A 17,114-nucleotide genomic window follows, 5' to 3' on the forward strand; every position below is an offset into this window, starting at 1 on the left:
GGTATGATTCAGCCTCGCCCCACCGGAACCCCCATGGCCGCCGCCACCGCCTTGTCGACGCCCGAAGATGCCAACAGCCCGGCCCGCCGTACGGTGAGCCGCGAGGATCTGCTGGCTGCTGCCCTGAAACTGATCGGGCCGCACCGCAGCCTGTCCACGCTCAGCCTGCGCGAAGTGGCGCGTGAGGCCGGCATCGCGCCGAACAGCTTCTACCGGCAGTTCCGCGACATGGACGAACTGGCCGTGGCGCTGATCGATGCGGCCGGCCGCTCGCTGCGCACCATCATCGGCGAGGCCCGCCAGCGCGCCACCTCCACCGCCACCAGCGTGGTGCGGGTCTCGGTGGAGACCTTCATGGAACAGCTGCGCGCCGACGACAAGCTGCTGCACGTGCTGCTGCGCGAGGGCGCGGTCGGCTCGGACGACTTCAAGCATGCGGTCGAACGCGAGCTGCACTACTTCGAGGAAGAGCTGCAGCACGACCTGGTGCGCCTGGCCGCACTGGATGGCGCCGTGCTACATGCCCCGGAACTGGTGGCCAAGGCCATCACCCGGTTGGTGTTCGCGATGGGTGCCACCGCCATGGACCTGCCACCGGAGAAGGATCCGGAGCTGGTTGAACAGATCTCCACGATGATCCGCATGATCATCGTCGGCGCCCGTACCCCCGCCGCGTTCCGCCGCGGCTGATCGAGGTCCCTGGGTCGGATCCCTTTCCGCAGGAAAGGGCTCTGACCCGCCCCCAACTCCATGAAGCCCGCCACGCAGCGCCACGGCGCCGATGAACCGTGGCCGCCATCACAGATCTAGATTGCAGATGCGCAGCTTGAGCATCCTGCACGCGCCATTCACTGCGCTCTCACGCATGCTGAATTATTCAGACCGCTCACTCCATTCAGTTTGGTGAGTTATTGAACGGGGTTTGAATCCGGCAAGTGCCGCTGCAGTCGTTTCAGATTAATTGCATGGCCCAGGCAAGACCCGATCCGCACAGTGCCGCCTCCGGTCCTGCGGATGCAGGTCCACCCCAATAAGCTTCAAGGAGAAACGCCCATGCGCATGATGCAGTTCACGCCGAAGTTTCCTTCCACGCTTGTCCGATCACGGCTGGCACTTGCACTCGCCGGGCTGATTCTCGTGCCCTCCATGGAGGCCGCGGCCGTTGATCTGAACAACGGCGCGTCCGCTACGGTCGTTCCGGGCCATGTCTGGGTCGGGCAGGACTTCACGCTCCGTGGCAATTCGCAGCTGAACGTCGACGGCACTCGAGTCGGCTCAGTAAATTCGCAGGATTCGACACTCACCCTCAGCAACGCATCCGCCGGCCAGGTCACGTTGATGGATTCCGTCGGCGACATCCGAGGCAGCACGCTGGTCGGTCTGAATACCAGTGCAGTACTGTCCAACCCGGCATCGGCGCGCACAGTCATCACCATTTCAAACAGCCGCGTCGAAAGTCCTTTCACGGCTTCGCGCATTTCGGGCGGCGGAACCATCCGTGCCTCATCGACGGCCTTTGCTGGCAATGTGCACGGCGTCGAGATGCTGGCGGGCATTATGGAGCTGCGCAGCGGTTCTTCTGTTGTCGGCGCGCAGGATGGCATCAACAGCCGACTCAACGCCGGCGGCCACCCCCCCATGGGCCCAGATGGGTGGTACGTACTTATCGATGGCTCCTCCGTGGAAGGAACCGCTGGCGCAGCGCTCAGCGCCCAAGCCGTGGGCTCAACTCCGCAGGTCAACCGCTTCATCGTGCAGAACGGCGCCACGCTGAAGGGTGGCAACGGCAACCTCCTGCAGGCCAATACAGGTGCCCGGTTCGACTTTAGCGGCCGAACTTCCACGCTGGCCGGTAACTTCACCATCGCCGATACCGCCACCGGCACGCTGCGCTTCCTTGACGGCCTCGACCTCACCGGCCGCATCCTCGGCCCGGCCGACGTCATCGTCGACCAGGGCGGCCGCTGGACGCTGTCCGGCGACAGCAACACCGGCAACCTTACCCTGGGTGCAGGCAGCAATATCTTCCTCGGTGCCGCGGGTACGGCGGCCTATCCGCAGCTGACCGTCAACGGCAACTACGCCGGCAACGGCGGCACCCTGCACTTCAACACGGTGCTGGCCGGCGACGACGCAGCAAGCTCGCGCGTGCATGTCACCGGCAATACCAGCGGCACCACCCAGGTCACCGTCAACAACATTGCCGGCGCTGGTGCACAGACCGTCAATGGCATTCCGTTGATGCAGGTGGACGGTGCCAGCAATGGTCACCTCGCGCTGCAGGGCCGCGCCATCGGTGGCATGTACGAGTATTTCCTGCGCAAGGGCACTCCGGGCGCGACCAACGGCAACTGGTACCTGACCTCGGCCTACACCGGCAATCCGTGCGATATCAATCCGTCGCTGCCGGAGTGCCAGGGCACTGGTCCGGTGGATCCGGTCGATCCTGTTGACCCGGTCGATCCGGTCGATCCGGTCGATCCGGTCGATCCGGTCGATCCGGTGGACCCGGTCAATCCCGTCGATCCGGTCCCCGTACTGCGTCCGGAGCCGGGCGCGTACCTGGCCAACCAGGCCGCGGCCGTGCAGATGTTCCAGTTGCGCCGCCATGACCGCGGCGAGCCCGGCTTCGACCGCGCCCGCATCGGCACTTGGGTGCGCGCCGGGCGTGACCAGCTGCAGGCGAACGTGGCCGGCCAGGTTGACGCCCGTACCCACATCAACACCCTGCAGCTGGGCAGCGATGTCTGGCGCTGGGGCGATGGCCGTGGCCAGGTCGGCGTGATGCTCGGCACCGGCGAGGCGACCACGCAGGCGGTGTCGACGCTGAGCGGCTATGGCACCCGCGGCAAGGTCAAGGGCAAGTCGGCCGGTGTCTACCTGGGCTGGGTGCAGGATGCACAGAGCAGTGCCGGCCTGTATGTGGACGGCTGGCTGCAGGCGGCACGCTTCGACAACGAGGTGCAGGGCGAAGGCATCGCCCGCGAGACCTACGACTCCAGGACCCGCAGTGCGTCGCTGGAAGCCGGTTACGCCTGGGCCATCCGCAGCAGTGAGGCCAGCACGCTGTACCTGCAGCCGCAGGCGCAGCTGACCTGGACCGACTACGACGGTGACAGCCTGATCGAAAACAATGGCACCACGGTCGAGGATGGCCGCGGCGGCGGCCTCAACAGCCGCCTCGGCGTACGCCTGTTTGGCCAGGGCACGCTGCAGGGCAACCGCGTGCAGCCGTTCCTGGCGGCGAACTGGCTGCGTGGCCAGCGCGATGAGGCCATGCGTTTCAACAGTGAGTCGTTGAGCGCGAAGACGCCGGAGAACCGCTACGAAGTGCAGGCCGGTGCCCAGCTGCAGCTGGGCCAGCGCTGGAGCGCATGGGGTGACCTGCGTGTACAGCGTGGCGACAGCGGCTATCGCAACCACGGTGCCCAGGTGGGCCTGCGCGCCGCCTGGTAAGCCCCTCGCCGCCCCGGGGCCAGACCGGGGCGGCGTTCCTCGATTTCGATCGCACCCTGCCGGGCATGACATCCGGCAGGGTTCTGGCGTTGATTTGTAATGTTATAACACTGTCGTCCGCGATGTTCTGATCCTGCTTTCGGCTTCGTGATTGCACGGACTTATTTATATAGCCATTGCTATATCTATAACCCTCTGCTTTCATATGCGTCAGCCAGGTCGCCCTCGCCGCCTTTCCTCTCCCAAGGACGACGCCCTCATGCCCGTTTCCAGACCCCTTTCCCGCCGGCTGCCTCTGGCTGCCGCCATCGCTCTGACCCTGCCGCTGCCCGCGCTGGCAGCCACACCGAAGCCGACCGAGCTGGACCGTGTGCAGGTCAAGGTCAGCACTGCCACCCGCAGCGAACGCCTGCTGTCCGATGTCCCGATCCGCACAGAAGTGCTGCGCAAGGAAGACATCGCGCTGCGCGCGGCCACTGACTTCTCGCGTGCCGCAGAGCTGATCAACGGCCTGCGCGTGGAAAGCAACTGCCAGAACTGCAACACCAGCGAGGTACAGCTGCTGGGCCTGCCCGGCGCCTACAACCAGCTGTTGTTCGATGGCATCCCGCTGCTGTCCACGCTGGGCAGCGTGTACGGCCTGGAACAGATTCCGGCCGGGTTCGTCGACCGCATCGAAGTGGTCAAGGGCGGCGGCTCGGCGCTGTACGGCCCGGGCGCGGTGGCCGGTGTGATCAACCTGATCCCGCCGCTGCCGGCGCGCAGCGGTGGCCATGTGCAAGCCGGCGTGGATGTGCTGAAAGGCACGCCGCAGAAGAACGCCGATGTGCGCCTCGACCTGGTGGCCAAGGACGCCGATGCCGGTCTGTCGGTGATCGCCCAGCGCAACTGGAACAGCGGCATCGACTACAACGGTGACGGCTACACCGAGATCACCCGTAAGAACCTCAAGGTCGGCGGACTGCAGGCCTGGTATGCGCCCACACCGGGCACACGGCTGCGCCTGGACCTGCAACTGACCGATGAAACCCGCCGCGGCGGCAACCGCCTGGACCAGCCCGAGTACCTGGCCAACATCGCCGAATCGCTGGATACGAAGTACCGCCGAGGCAGCGTGTCGTGGGATCAGGAGATCAATGCCGACGTTGATTTCCGCCTGGCCTATGCCTTCGCCGACATCGACCGTGACAGCTTCTATGGCGGCCTGGGCGATGTGGTCACCGATCCGTCTGCGCCGGGCTATGACCCGTCGCAGCTGGACCCGAACGTGGCCGGCAGCGCGGCCTCGCGGTCGTGGCGCCAGTACGGCCGCACCCAAAACCCGCTGCACTACATCGACAGCCAGTTGAACTGGCGGTTGGGGGCGCACGCGCTGGCCTTCGGCGTGCAGTACAAGCACGAGGCACTGCGCGACGACAACCGCACCGGTGACGGGCAGCGCCTGGCAGTGCTGGAAGACGCTACTTTCCACAACCTGGGCGCCTTCATCCAGGACGAGTGGAGCCTGCGCGACAACGTCGACCTGGTGCTGGGTGCGCGCGTGGACAAGAGCTCGGAACTGGACAGCGCGGTGTTCTCGCCGCGCATCGCGCTGGCCTGGCAGGCCACGCCGAACCTGAAGTGGCGGGCAGGCGTTGCCACTGGCTTCCGTGCACCGGAAATCTTCGTCGAGGACGTACATGTCGATACGCTGGGTGGCGAACAGGTGCGCGTGCGCAATACCGACGGCCTGAAGGAAGAGCGCGCGTTGACCACCCTGTTCGGCTTCGACTGGCGATCTGACCCGGCCAATCCGGTGTGGAGCTGGGATGCCACCGCCTCGTATACGCGCATCCGCGACACCTTCGCACTGGGTGAGATCCAGCGCGGCGATGACGGCCAGCTCAGCCAGCTGCGCTACAACGCGTCCGGTTCCAATGTGCTGGGCGCGGAAACCAACCTCGGCTGGCAGCCGTCGCCACAGTGGCGCCTGACCGCGGGTGCCTCGTGGTACCGCTCGCGCTTCCGCGAACCGCAGCGCATCTTCGACGACACCGGCGACGGCGGCGACACCGTCATCGAAAGCCGCGACTACCTGAAGACGCCGCGCTGGACCGGCCTGGCCCAGCTCAGCTGGATGCCGGCCGAGCCGTGGGAAACCTTCGTCGCGCTGCGCCACACCGGCCCGATGTCGGTGCTGAACAACCGGCTGGGCGAACTGCACCGCACGCGTTCATTCCTGGTCACCGACCTCGGGGCGCGCTGGCACCGTCACCTGGGCGCGCAGGCGCAGCAGGAAGTGTCGGTAGCCGCCGGCGTCAAGAACGTATTCGACCAGCGCCAGAAGGATCTGGAAGTGGGCGCGCTGCGTGACAGCGACTATGTCTACGGGCCGCGTTTCGCGCGCTCGTGGTACGTCAACCTGCGCTATGCGTTCTAAGCCGCTACGAGCGTTGTTGCTGGCCTGTGCCGTGCTGCTGGCCGCACCGGCGATGGCTGCGGACCTGCATGCGCAGGTCTCCGCCTCGCTGATGCGGCCGGAACAGCGCTCGCTGCGGCCGATGCAATGGTCATCGCCACCGAAGCTGGTGGCGTTGTACTTCGGCGCCGACTGGTGCGCGCCCTGCCATGCCTTCGTACCCACACTGCGCAGCGTGCGTGACGCATTGCGCGAGGCCGGCGCCGATACCGAAGTGGTCTACGTCAGCCTGGATGAGAGCGAGGCCGCGCTGCGCCGCTACATGCATGCGCAGGAGATGCCGTGGCCGGTGCTGGACCCGCGCCGTGCCGCGCGCATGCCGGCACTGCAGGCATTGGCTGGGCTGGCACCGCCGAATCTGGTGCTGATCGATGCAGACGGGAATGTACTTGCCAATGGCTGGCAAGGCCGGCGTTACGAAGGCCTGCAGCCCGTGTTGAAGGAATGGACGAAACGGGCGTGTGCGCAGCAGCAGGCCCATTGTCCGCCCGATCTGTAGAGTCGAGCCACGCTCGACTCATTCCATCACCGCGCGAACAGCCGCCGGGCATGGCCCGGCGCTACCGTTACGGCGCCTCGCCCTCAGCCTTGCGCACGAACGCTTCGAACAACGCCAGCGTCTGCTCGCTTACATGGTGCTCGATACCCTCGGCATCGCGCCGCGCGGTATCCGGGTCCACGCCCAGCGCCAGCAGGAAACGCTCCACGGTCTGATGACGCTGGCGGCTGGCATGGGCCAGCGCCTCGCCTTCCGGGGTCAGGAACACGCCACGATATGGACGCTGCACCACCCAGCCATCACGGGCCAGCCGCCGCAGCATCTTCGCCACGGTGGGCTGGGCTACGCCCAGGCGGGTGGCGATGTCGACCTGGCGGGCCTCGCCGCCATCGGCCAGCAGATCCGAGATCAGCTCGACATAGTCCTCCACCAGCTCCATCCGGTGCGCCTCGCGCACTTGCCGGAAGCTCTCGACCTGGCGCTCGGCCTCGATCAAGGGGGTGCTTTTCAGCGATGTCGAATCGTCGGTCTTGCCCACGCCTGCGCCTGTCCTTCCGGGGTGATCCGGTGTTGAACCTGAATTCTGGACCAGTAACGCGATAAAGACGATTGTTTCACATTGCTAATGACTATAGCAGGAGCTATATTCGGACCCATGAACACCCTGGCACCCCGCGACCCTTCGGCCTCCACCCCGGCCAGCCTGGGTGCGCTCAACGCCTCGGTGGCGGTGCCCGACAAGGGCCACTGGTGGTTCCGCCTGCTGGCCTTCCTCGGCCCGGGCTACATGATCTCGGTCGGCTACATGGACCCGGGCAACTGGGCCACCGACCTCGCCGGCGGTTCGCGCTTCGGTTACCTGCTGCTGTCGGTCATTCTCATCTCCAACCTGATGGCAGTGATCCTGCAGGCGCTATCGGCGCGGCTGGGCATTGCCACCGGTATGGATCTGGCCCAGGCCTGTCGCGCGCGTTATCCGAAGCCGGTGAACCTGGCGCTGTGGGCGCTGTGCGAGGCGGCGATCATCGCCTGCGACCTGGCCGAGGTGATCGGCACCGCGATCGCGCTGAAGCTGCTGTTCGACCTGCCGTTGCTGTGGGGCGCGGTGATCACCGCCCTGGACACGCTGCTGGTGCTGCTGCTGATGAACCGCGGTTTCCGTGCGCTGGAAGCCTTCGTGATCGCATTGCTGTTGGTGATCTTCGCCTGCTTCATGGTGCAGATCGCGCTGGCCGCACCGCCGGTGATGGAAGTGCTGGGCGGCTTCATTCCGCGCGCGCAGGTGGTAACTGATCCGCACGCGCTGTACATCGCCATCGGCATCATTGGTGCCACGGTGATGCCGCACAATCTCTATCTGCACTCGTCCATCGTGCAGACCCGTGCCTACCCGCGCACCGATGAAGGCCGACGCAGCGCGCTGCGCTGGGCAGTGACCGACAGCACCCTTGCACTGACCCTGGCACTGTTCATCAACGCCAGCATCCTGATCCTGGCGGCGGCCGTGTTCCATGCCAATGGCCGATTTGATGTGGAAGACATCGAGCAGGCGCACCAGCTGCTGGCGCCGATGCTGGGCGTGGGCGCCGCTGCGACGCTGTTTGCGATTGCGCTGCTGGCCTCAGGCCTGAATTCGACGGTGACCGCCACGCTGGCCGGCCAGATCGTGATGGAAGGCTTCCTGCACCTGCGCCTGCCGCCGTGGCTACGGCGGCTGATCACGCGGGCGCTGGCGATCATTCCGGTGGTGGTGGTGATCATGCTGTTCGGCGACCAGGGTGCGGTAAAGCTGCTGGTGCTGAGCCAGGTGGTGCTGTCGATGCAGCTGCCGTTCGCGATCATCCCGCTGGTGCGGATCGTGACCGACAAGGTGACGATGGGCGCGCTGGTGGCCCCGCGCTGGCTGGGCGGCATCGCCTGGGTGATCGCACTGGTGATCGTGGTGTTGAACGTGAAGCTGCTGGTGGATACCTTCGCCGGCGGGTGACGCCAATGCCGGGGTCGGATCCCTTGCCGGAGGCAAGGGCTCTGACCCAGGTAGTTCCACGCCATGCATGGATGCCCTTGTCACGGTATGGGGGTCAGAGCCCTTGCCTCCGGCAAGGGATCCGACCCCGCCATCTCTGCGTCATAGATGCAGCGCAATGGCGGCTTCAATCTGCTGCGGCGACTGGAACCCGGCCAGGCGGGTGCGTTCGTCGCCGTCACGGAACAGCGAGAGCGTCGGCGTCTGCCGCAACCCCAGCTCACGGAAGAATGCCTCCCCCAGCACTTCCAGCTGCACGCGCAGCAGGGTGATGCCCTGCCCTGCACTGCTGGTCGCCACGCGGTGCAGCGACATCTCCAGCATCCGGCACCCTGGGCACTGGTCCTTGTGGAAATCCACCAGCACCCTCGGATGTTCGGCCAGCAGCTGCTGGAACTGCTCAGGCGTGGTGGCGTCGATGATCTGCATCGGTGTTGCTCCAGTAATGGGCCAGGACCGCGTCGGTCCAGGCCTCGATGGCCGCGGCATGGCGAACGCCATGCGGCATCTGTTCGATCTCCAGCGGCGGGTAGTCGCTGTGGAAGTAGCGGATCAGCCGGTGCACGGCGCCGCAGTAGTACTCCTGCCCCCACTGCGTCTCGCCGGTACCGAACACCGCCAGCTGCCGTGGCCGCTCGCCGCGCTCGGCGATGCCGGCCACCCAGGCTTTCATCTCCGACGGCGTGCGGCCGGCGTTGTCGGTCCAGCAGCCCAGCAACACCAGGTCGGCCTCATCGGCGGCCAGAGGCGGTGCCTGGCGCAGGTCGTCGGCCTCCTGCCAGTGCACCGCATGGCCCGCTGCGCGGCAACGCTCCGCAATCTGCCGAGCGAGCTCGCGGGTGTTGCCGCTCAACGAGGCCACCACCAGCAGGATGCTCAGCGCTTCGCTGGGCTCAGAGGTCGTCGAAGCCGTTGTCGACGTTGGTCTTCTTGTAACTTGCATTGCGCATCTCGAAGAAGTCGGTCTTGGTTTCGGTGAAGTTGTCGGCGTAGGCCTTGATCCACGGCATCACGTTGTCGGTGGTGTCGCTGTACAGGCGCTCGATGCCGAGCATGCCGGCCATCTTGTTGGCGCGGTACTTCACGTAGCGCACCATCTCGTCCACGTCGATGCCATCGATGCCGTCCAGCACCTCCGACGACCACTGCGTCTCCAGCTCGATCGCATGCTCGAACGATTGGTGCACGTAGGCGGTCAGCTCGTTGGTCTGCAGCTCAGGGTTCTCGCCGATGATGGCGCGGATCAGCTCGCTGATGAACTTGGTATGCGCCAGCTCGTCGCGGTTGATGAAGCTGATGATCTTGCCGGTGCCGTTCATGCGGTTCTGCCGCACCATGTTGTAGAAGTAGGCGAAACCGGAATAGAAGTTGATGCCTTCCAGGATCGAGGACTGGATCAGCGACTTCAGCAGGGTCTCGGCGGTCTTCTCGCGCATGAAGTCGTCATACGCGCCCATGATCGGTGCGTTGCGCTTGATGATGGTCGGGTGGGTGCGGGCGATCTCGAAGATGCGGTTCTGGTTCGGCAGGTCGGTGATCGAGGCCAGCACGTAGCTGTAGCTCTCGTTGTGGATCACTTCCTGCTGGCCGATGATCGCTGCATTGGCATGCGCGGCGGGATCGGTGATGTACTCGGCCACGTTGTAGATGAAGCGGGTCTGCGGTGAGTCGAGCGTGGCCAGCAGGCCGATGATGGAGTCGTAGGCGTTCTTTTCGCGTGCGTTGAGCTCGCCGTACTGGCGGGCATCGAGCTTCATGTCGACCTCGTCGGGAATCCAGAAGTTGGTCGACAGCTCCTTGTAGGCCCGATAGAACGACGGGTACGGAATGTCGTTCCAGTTGAGGATGCCGCTGGTGCGGCCGTTGATGATGCCGGTACTGCGATTGGGATGGCGCGGTTCGAGGATCTTGATGCGGTCGAGGGGGGTTGCCATGGTCTTACCTGCAGGGGTAGCGCCGGGCCATGCCCGGCGGAATATACGATTCCCGCGCGGTGCGCTCGCCGGGCATGGCCCGGCGCTACCGTGCGGTCCGCGCGCCGATCAGCTGGAGCACCACTCGCACTCGCTGATGTCGATGTCGTTGGAGCGCACGTAGTAGGTGGTCTTCAGGCCTTCGCGCCATGCGCTCAGGTGCAGCTCCAGCAGCGTGCTGGCGCGGATGGTGCTGGGCACGTACAGGTTGAAGCTGATCGACTGGTCGACGTGGCGCTGGCGGCGCGCGTTCTGGCGCACGCTGGCGAACTGGTCGACCTTGTAGGCACCCTTCTCGTAGTACGGCCAGGTTTCCAGCGACAGGCCCGGTGCAGCCACCGGACGCCGGAAATCCTTCTTTTCCTCGTAGTAGAACGCGCTGTAGATCGGGTCGATCGATGCGGTGGAACCGGCAATCTGCGCGGTGCTCATGTTCGGCGCGACGGCCAGCAGCCAACCGTTGCGCAGACCGTGCGTGGCGACCTCGCGGGCCAGGCTGTCCCAGGCCGCGCCACTGTAGTCGCGATCGCTGAAGTAGCGGCCGTTGTGCCAGTCGCTGCCGGCGAACATCGGGTAGCTGCCCTTTTCCTTTGCCAGCTGCGCGCTGGCCTGGATGGTCAGGAAGTTGATGCGCTCGTAGAGGCGGTCGGCCAGCTCTTCGGCATCCGGCGATTCCCACTGGATCGCCTGCTGCGCCAGCAGGTGGTGCCAGCCGAAGGTGCCGAGGCCGATGGCGCGGTACTTGCGGTTGGTGATCGTGGCCTGCGGTACCGGCAATGCGTTGAGGTCGATCACGTTGTCGAGCATGCGCACCTGGATCGGGATCAGGCGTTCCAGCACGTCGGTGGCCAACAGGTCATCCGGCGCACTGATCGCCCGACCGAGGTTGATCGAGGACAGGTTGCAGACCACGAAGTCACCGGCGCGGCGCGTGGTGACGATCTGGTCGCCGCTGACGATCTCCTGGATCATCCGCGTCGGGCTCATGTTCTGCAGGATCTCGGTGCACAGGTTGCTGGAATAGATCATGCCCGCGTGCTTGTTCGGGTTCCGGCGGTTGACCTCGTCGCGGTAGAACAGGAACGGGTTGCCGGTCTCCAGCTGGCTCAGCATGATCCGCTTGAACAGATCGATGGCCTTCACCGTGCGGCGGCTGATGCGCTCATCGGCCACCAGTTCGGCGTAGCGGTCACGGAAGCTGCCCGCGCCGCGCTTCTCGTCGTAGAAGTCCTGCAGGTACCAGCCCTTGGCCTGCTTCACCTCGTGCGGATCGAACAGGTACCAGTCGGCGCGACGTTCGACCGCTTCCATGAACAGGTCCGGCACGCAGACCGAAGTGAACACATCGTGCGCGCGCAGGCGCTGGTCGCCGTTGTTGAGGCGCAGGTCCATGAAGGCTTCGATATCGCGGTGCCAGATGTCCAGGTACACCGCCACCGCGCCCTTGCGCTGGCCGAGCTGATCAACCGACACCGCAGTGTTGTTGAGCTGCTTGATCCACGGCACCACGCCACCGGAGGAATTGGCCACGCCACGGATCGGCGCGCCGCTGCTGCGCACATAGCCCAGATAGGCACCAACGCCGCCGCCGTGTTTCGAAACACGGGCGATATCGGTGTTGGAGTCATAGATGCCCTGCAGGCTGTCGTCCACCGTGTCGATGAAGCAGCTCGACAGCTGCCCGCCCACCTTGCCGGCATTGGCCAGGGTCGGTGTGGCCACCGTCATGTACAGGTTGGACAGCGCCCAGTACGCCTCTCCGACCAGCTGCATGCGCCGCTCGCGCGGCTTTTCCTCCTGCATCAGGTACAGCGCGATGGTCAGCCAGCGCTCCTGCGGCAGTTCATAGACCTCACGGCTGCGGTCGCTGGCCAGGTAGCGCGTGGCCAGCAGGTACAGGCCGTTGTAGGCGAACAGGCGGTCGCGTTCCGGGTCGATCATCTCGCCGGCCTGCTGCAGCTCTTCCTTGGAATAGCAGCGCAGGATGTCGTTGCTGTAGATGCCGCGGTCGGCCAGGCTTTCCTGCAGGCCCACGTAGGAACCGTACTTCAGTCCAACGTCGTAGAAGCGGTTGCGGCTGGCGCGCTTGTACAGGCGGCGCAGGTAGATGCGCGCGGCAAACTGTTCCCACTCCGGCGCGACCAGGTCCACCCGCGACTCAGCCTCGCGGATCAGCAGATCGACCAGATCATCGGCGCTGATGCTGGACTTACGCTCGACCATCGCCTGCACCACGCGGCGGTAGTCGCTCACATCCAGCTGCGGGAACTCGGCATGCACGGCATCGATGCTGCGCTGCAGCCGCTCGGCCTCGAACGGCAGGCGACGGTTGCCGGCCTCCTTGGTGATCCAGGTCGGCACGCGCTCGCCACCGGCGCGCAAGGCGTCGCCAGCGCCGGCCAGATCGGCCACGCGGAAGGTACTGTCGGTCATGGTGGTGAAACTCCAGGCTCGCACGCGCGTTGGCGGTCGATGCCATGGCGGCCCTGCACGCGATACCGGCGCACGGGGCGAACGGGTGGATTGCCAAGGCACGGGAACGTAGGTCGTCGGCATCTGCCTGCGCCTGCGGCCGGTATCCGGGCCGTGGGGGCGACCTGCGTCCGCACGGTGGCGGCCGCGTCGACACGGCAAGCCTTCAGGGGCGGGCCGCGGGACGTTTGCTGCATGTCCGGCGGCGGCGGCTGACCGGGAGTGACGGCCACAACATAGTGGGGATATCCGAACCCGTCAACACAAGATGCGGTAATCAACACATGTCGCGACGATCAGTCGCAGGATGCCGTGTTGCACCTGCGGCGCCTTGTCGACAACGCCTGCGTCCCCAATTCGGTACAACATCAACTTTCCCCGGAACACCGCCCATGCGCGCTGCCCAGTACCCCTCCTTCGGCGACCCGGCCGACGTCCTTGCCATTGCCGATGCCGCCCTGCCCGAGCCCGGCCCCGGCGAGGTGCGCATTCGCACCGTGCTGGCCTCGATCCACAACCACGACCTGCTGACCGTGCGCGGTCTCTACGGCTACAAGCCGACGCTGCCGGCGATCGCTGGCAGTGAAGCACTGGGCGTGGTCGATGCAGTCGGTGACGGCGTCGAAGGCCTGCAGATCGGCCAGCGGGTTGCTGCCGCCTCGGTGCACGGCACCTGGGCTGAGGCCTTCATCGCACCGGCACGCATGGTGATTCCGATGCCAGAGGCGATCCCCGACGAAATGGCCGCACAGCTGATCGCGATGCCGCTGAGCGCGCTGATGCTGCTGGAGTTCCTGCACGTCGAGGCGGGCCAGTGGGTGGTGCAGAACACTGCCAACGGCGCGGTGGGCAAATCGCTGGCGATGCTGGCGCGGGCGCGTGGCGTGCATGTGGCCAACCTGGTGCGCAATGCCGATGCGGTCGCACAGTTGCAGGCATTGGGCATCGATCATGTGTTCGACACCTCGGTGGACGGCTGGAAGGATCGCGTGCGTGAGGCGACCGGCGAAGCGCAGGCCGCGGCCGCGGTGGATTCCATTGGCGGCGACGCCAGCGGCGATCTGGTCGACCTGCTCGGCCACCACGGCACGCTGGTGTCGTTCGGTGTGATGAGCGGCGAACCCATGCGCATTCCCGCCGGCGGCCTGATCTACAAGGAAGCCACGGTGAAGGGCTTCTGGGGCAGCAAGATCAGCCAGGCGATGGCGGTGGAGGACAAGCGCCGGCTGGTTGGCGAACTGCTGAAGCGCGCGGCGAGCGGCGAACTGACCCTGCCGGTGGAGCAGGTCTTCGCGCTGGACGACATCGCCCAGGCAGCAAAGGCCGGTGCGGGTTCGGGCCGCAACGGCAAGGTGCTGCTGCGGCCTTGATGGCCGGACAACCGGGGTCGGATCCCTTTCCGTTGGAACGGGATCTGACCCGCAGGAGGAGTGCGGACCAACGGTCCGCACCCACCGGAGCACAGACCGCCCCACCGAGGCCACAGACTTTCGTTAAGAACCTGTGATGTATAACTGAATGCGCTTTCGTCATTGGAAGGCGCATGTACCTGCGTGCGGTACTGACGGCTCCTCCCCCGTTCGGCGTTGTCGCTTCCATGTACCGCACCACCCTGAACCTGCTTGCCGGCGCGATCGCGCTGGGCCTCTCCGCCGGCGCTGCCGGCGCCGCTGAAACCGCCGACACCGGCAAGGACAGCACCACCCTCGGCACCGTGCTGGTGACCGGCTCCAACATCAAGCGCAGCGATACCGCCGGGCCCAACCCGGTGCAGATCGTCAGCCGCGAACAGATCGAACAGACCGGTCGCTCCACCCTTACCGATGTGCTGCGCAACCTGTCGGCCAATGCCGGCAACAGCTTCGACGAGCAGTACACCGGCAGCTTCGCCGCCGGTTCTGCATCGATCGGCCTGCGTGGCCTGTCACCGAAGAACACGCTGGTGCTGGTCAACGGCTATCGGGTGTCCAACTTCGGCTTCGCACTCAATACCCAGGACACCTTCGTCGACCTCAACGCACTGCCGATCAGTGCGGTCGAGCGCATCGAAGTACTGAAGGATGGCGCCTCGGCGGTGTACGGCTCCGACGCCATCGCTGGCGTCATCAACATCATCCTGCGCAAGAACTTCCAGGGCGTGGAAGTCGGCGGCGGCTTCGGTACCGCCACCCAGGGCGGCCTGAACGAACGCAAGGCCAACCTGCTGGCCGGCTTCGGTGATCTGGAACAGCAGGGCTGGAACGTGCTGTTCGGGCTGGACCTGCTCAAGCGCGACCGCCTCGATGGCGATGATCGTGCCTATACCCGCAGCGGCGATTTCCGCGACAAGCCCGGTGGCCGCCTGGCCGGCTGGTCCACTGCCGGTGGCAACTGGCTGAGCAACCCGCGTGCGCCGCAGCCGTTCGCCAACTGCCCCGATGGCAGCCAGCTGCGTCCGTACAGCGACTTCGGCAGCACCCTGCCCGGCCAGGCCTGCGCCTTCAATGCGCAGCCGTTCAAGACCCTGCAGCCCGGCGCCGAGCGCCTGCAGGCGTCGTTGAGTGCGACCTACCGCTTCAATGACAGCGTCGAGGCCTTCGCCGATGTGCTGTACAGCCACAACAAGGCCGACCAGATCTTCAGCGCGCCGCTGACCGTCGGGCCGGGCCTGCGTGCCTACAACCCGGCCACCGGCACCCTGATCGATGTGCCGGCGGTGCTGCCGGTCGGTCACCCGAACAACCCGGGCAGCACGCCGCTGCCGTTCGAGTACACCTTCTTCGATCTCGGCCCGCGCCTGAAGGACAACACCCAGGTGTTCTACCGTGCACTGGCCGGGGTGCGCGGCAGTGGCGAGCGCTGGGACTGGGAAGTGGCTGCGCTGACCTCGCAGAGTGCACAGCGCGAGTACGTCGACAACTTCGTCAACCGCTACGCCTTCGAGCAGAACCTGCACGATGGCAGCTACAACTTCCTCAACCCGTCCAGCACGCCGGGGGCGCTGGATGCACTGCGTCTGCAGACCAAGCGTCCGGGCTGGTACAAGCTGCACGCGTTGAACGTAAAGGCGTCGACCACGCTGTGGGAGCTGCCGGCCGGTGCAGTCGGCTTCGCCTGGGGCGCCGAGTTCCGCAAGGAATCATTGGATGCGCGCACCAGCGCACAGGTGCTGTCGGGTACCGAGCTGCGCCCGGCCATCAACGTGGTCAACGGCGAGCGCCAGGTCAGTGCCGCCTACGCCGAACTGAGCGTGCCGCTGCACCGCACTCTGGAGCTGCAGGTGGCCGGTCGTGGCGATCACTATGACGACTTCGGCAAGGCGTTCTCGCCGAAGGTGGCGCTGCGCTGGCAGCCGCTGGACAGCCTGCTGCTGCGCGGCTCGTTCTCGCGCGGCTTCCGTGCACCGTCGCTGCCCGAAATCGCGCCGGGCCAGACCGTCAGCTACGGCTCGGTGATCGATCCCTTCGACCCACTGCAACCGGGCGGCAGCCGCGGCGTGACCAACATCCGCACCGGCAACCCTGACCTGAAGGCCGAGCGCTCGCGTAACTTCAACGTGGGTGCGGTGTGGTCGCCGGATGGCGATACCAGCATCGGCCTGGACTGGTACCGCATCGAACAGGACAACCTGGTCAAGCCTGACAGTGCGCAATTCATCGTCGACAACCCGACCCTGTTCCCGGGCCGCGTACAACGCGAGAACGGACGCATCCAGTTCATCACCAACCAGTACGCCAACCAGGGCGAACTGACCACCTCGGGGCTGGATCTGGACGCCAGCCGCACCTTCCGCACCGACGGTTGGGGCAACTTCACCGTCGCCGGCAGCTGGACCCACCTGCTCAGCTTCAAGCAGCCGCTGGTGGCCGGCCAGGCCCCGTATGAAGGGGCTGGCAACAACCGCCATGGCGCGCTGCCGCGCACCCGCGGCACCACCTCGTTGAACTGGGCGGTGGGCGACTGGAGCAGCACGCTGAGCCTGCAGTACGTGAGTGGCTACGACCAGCGTGTGGCGACGGCCACCAGCAATCCGGGGCTACGCGACCGCATCAAGCCGTATCACCAGCTGGACCTGTACGTGGCCTACGAAGGTATTCCCAACACCACGCTGTCGCTGTCGGTGCTGAACCTGACCGACAAGGACCCGCCGTTCGACCCGGCCGGTGGCTCCAACGGCTTCGACATCAGCCAGTACAACCTGCGCGGGCAGTTCGTCTCGCTGGGGGCGCGCTACCGGTTCTGATGCGGCAA

At 65.8% G+C, this 17,114-nt stretch carries 13 protein-coding genes; 7 read left to right on the plus strand and 6 right to left on the minus strand.

The window, feature by feature from the left end:
- Positions 1 to 33: 33 nt before the first annotated feature.
- A complete protein-coding gene (gene fabR / locus AC3ITW_RS13050; RefSeq protein ID WP_005409961.1) occupies positions 34 to 690 on the plus strand; it encodes an HTH-type transcriptional repressor FabR in 657 nt (218 codons plus the stop codon).
- A gap of 347 nt (positions 691 to 1,037) precedes the next feature.
- Here the strand turns inward: fabR and AC3ITW_RS13055 are convergent, their stop codons facing one another.
- A complete protein-coding gene (locus AC3ITW_RS13055) occupies positions 1,038 to 1,556 on the minus strand; it encodes a hypothetical protein (protein WP_489389618.1) in 519 nt (172 codons plus the stop codon).
- Between the two features lie 124 nt (positions 1,557 to 1,680).
- On the opposite strand from AC3ITW_RS13055, the gene AC3ITW_RS13060 reads away from it, so the two are divergent.
- The 3 genes from AC3ITW_RS13060 (at position 1,681) to AC3ITW_RS13070 (ending at position 6,413) form a co-directional block, all read left to right on the plus strand.
- Positions 1,681 to 3,456 (plus strand): autotransporter family protein, encoded by a 1,776-nt coding sequence (locus AC3ITW_RS13060; RefSeq protein WP_489389619.1) that lies wholly within the window; start codon positions 1,681 to 1,683, stop codon positions 3,454 to 3,456.
- Between the two features lie 259 nt (positions 3,457 to 3,715).
- Positions 3,716 to 5,875: a TonB-dependent receptor plug domain-containing protein gene (locus AC3ITW_RS13065; RefSeq protein WP_489389620.1), complete on the plus strand. Its 2,160-nt coding sequence runs from the start codon at positions 3,716 to 3,718 to the stop codon at positions 5,873 to 5,875.
- Positions 5,865 to 6,413, plus strand: coding sequence for a thioredoxin-like domain-containing protein (locus AC3ITW_RS13070; protein ID WP_285303165.1), 549 nt, complete (start codon positions 5,865 to 5,867; stop codon positions 6,411 to 6,413). Before AC3ITW_RS13065 ends, AC3ITW_RS13070 begins: the two co-directional genes overlap by 11 nt.
- A gap of 67 nt (positions 6,414 to 6,480) precedes the next feature.
- On the opposite strand, the gene mntR is transcribed toward AC3ITW_RS13070, so the two are convergent.
- The gene (gene mntR / locus AC3ITW_RS13075; RefSeq protein WP_006372477.1) at positions 6,481 to 6,951 is read right to left on the minus strand and encodes a manganese-binding transcriptional regulator MntR; all 471 of its coding nucleotides are present in this window, start codon (positions 6,949 to 6,951) and stop codon (positions 6,481 to 6,483) included.
- Between the two features lie 117 nt (positions 6,952 to 7,068).
- Here mntR and AC3ITW_RS13080 point away from each other — a divergent pair, with 117 nt between their 5' ends.
- Positions 7,069 to 8,400: an Nramp family divalent metal transporter gene (locus AC3ITW_RS13080; protein ID WP_489389621.1), complete on the plus strand. Its 1,332-nt coding sequence runs from the start codon at positions 7,069 to 7,071 to the stop codon at positions 8,398 to 8,400.
- A 141-nt stretch (positions 8,401 to 8,541) separates the two neighbouring features.
- Here the strand turns inward: AC3ITW_RS13080 and AC3ITW_RS13085 are convergent, their stop codons facing one another.
- The 4 genes from AC3ITW_RS13085 to AC3ITW_RS13100 all read right to left on the minus strand — a co-directional run bounded on the left by AC3ITW_RS13085 (position 8,542) and on the right by AC3ITW_RS13100 (position 12,845).
- Positions 8,542 to 8,868: a thioredoxin family protein gene (locus AC3ITW_RS13085; protein WP_489389622.1), complete on the minus strand. Its 327-nt coding sequence runs from the start codon at positions 8,866 to 8,868 to the stop codon at positions 8,542 to 8,544.
- On the minus strand, positions 8,840 to 9,307 hold the full coding sequence (locus AC3ITW_RS13090; protein WP_430541952.1) for a flavodoxin: 468 nt from the start codon (positions 9,305 to 9,307) through the stop codon (positions 8,840 to 8,842). Before AC3ITW_RS13090 ends, AC3ITW_RS13085 begins: the two co-directional genes overlap by 29 nt.
- Before the next feature lie 25 nt (positions 9,308 to 9,332).
- The gene (locus AC3ITW_RS13095) at positions 9,333 to 10,373 is read right to left on the minus strand and encodes a ribonucleotide-diphosphate reductase subunit beta (RefSeq protein ID WP_024957408.1); all 1,041 of its coding nucleotides are present in this window, start codon (positions 10,371 to 10,373) and stop codon (positions 9,333 to 9,335) included.
- Positions 10,374 to 10,481: 108 nt separating this feature from the next.
- On the minus strand, positions 10,482 to 12,845 hold the full coding sequence (locus tag AC3ITW_RS13100; RefSeq protein WP_489389623.1) for a ribonucleoside-diphosphate reductase subunit alpha: 2,364 nt from the start codon (positions 12,843 to 12,845) through the stop codon (positions 10,482 to 10,484).
- A 431-nt stretch (positions 12,846 to 13,276) separates the two neighbouring features.
- On the opposite strand from AC3ITW_RS13100, the gene AC3ITW_RS13105 reads away from it, so the two are divergent.
- Both AC3ITW_RS13105 and AC3ITW_RS13110 read left to right on the plus strand, forming a co-directional pair.
- Positions 13,277 to 14,254, plus strand: a complete 978-nt coding sequence (locus tag AC3ITW_RS13105; RefSeq protein WP_100434829.1) for a zinc-binding dehydrogenase — start codon at positions 13,277 to 13,279, stop codon at positions 14,252 to 14,254.
- Positions 14,255 to 14,481: 227 nt separating this feature from the next.
- Entirely contained in the window at positions 14,482 to 17,106 is a 2,625-nt protein-coding gene (locus AC3ITW_RS13110) for a TonB-dependent receptor (protein WP_100434953.1), read from the plus strand.
- Positions 17,107 to 17,114 lie beyond the last annotated feature (8 nt).

It is taken from the genome of Stenotrophomonas sp. KH_052 (assembly GCF_057838755.1).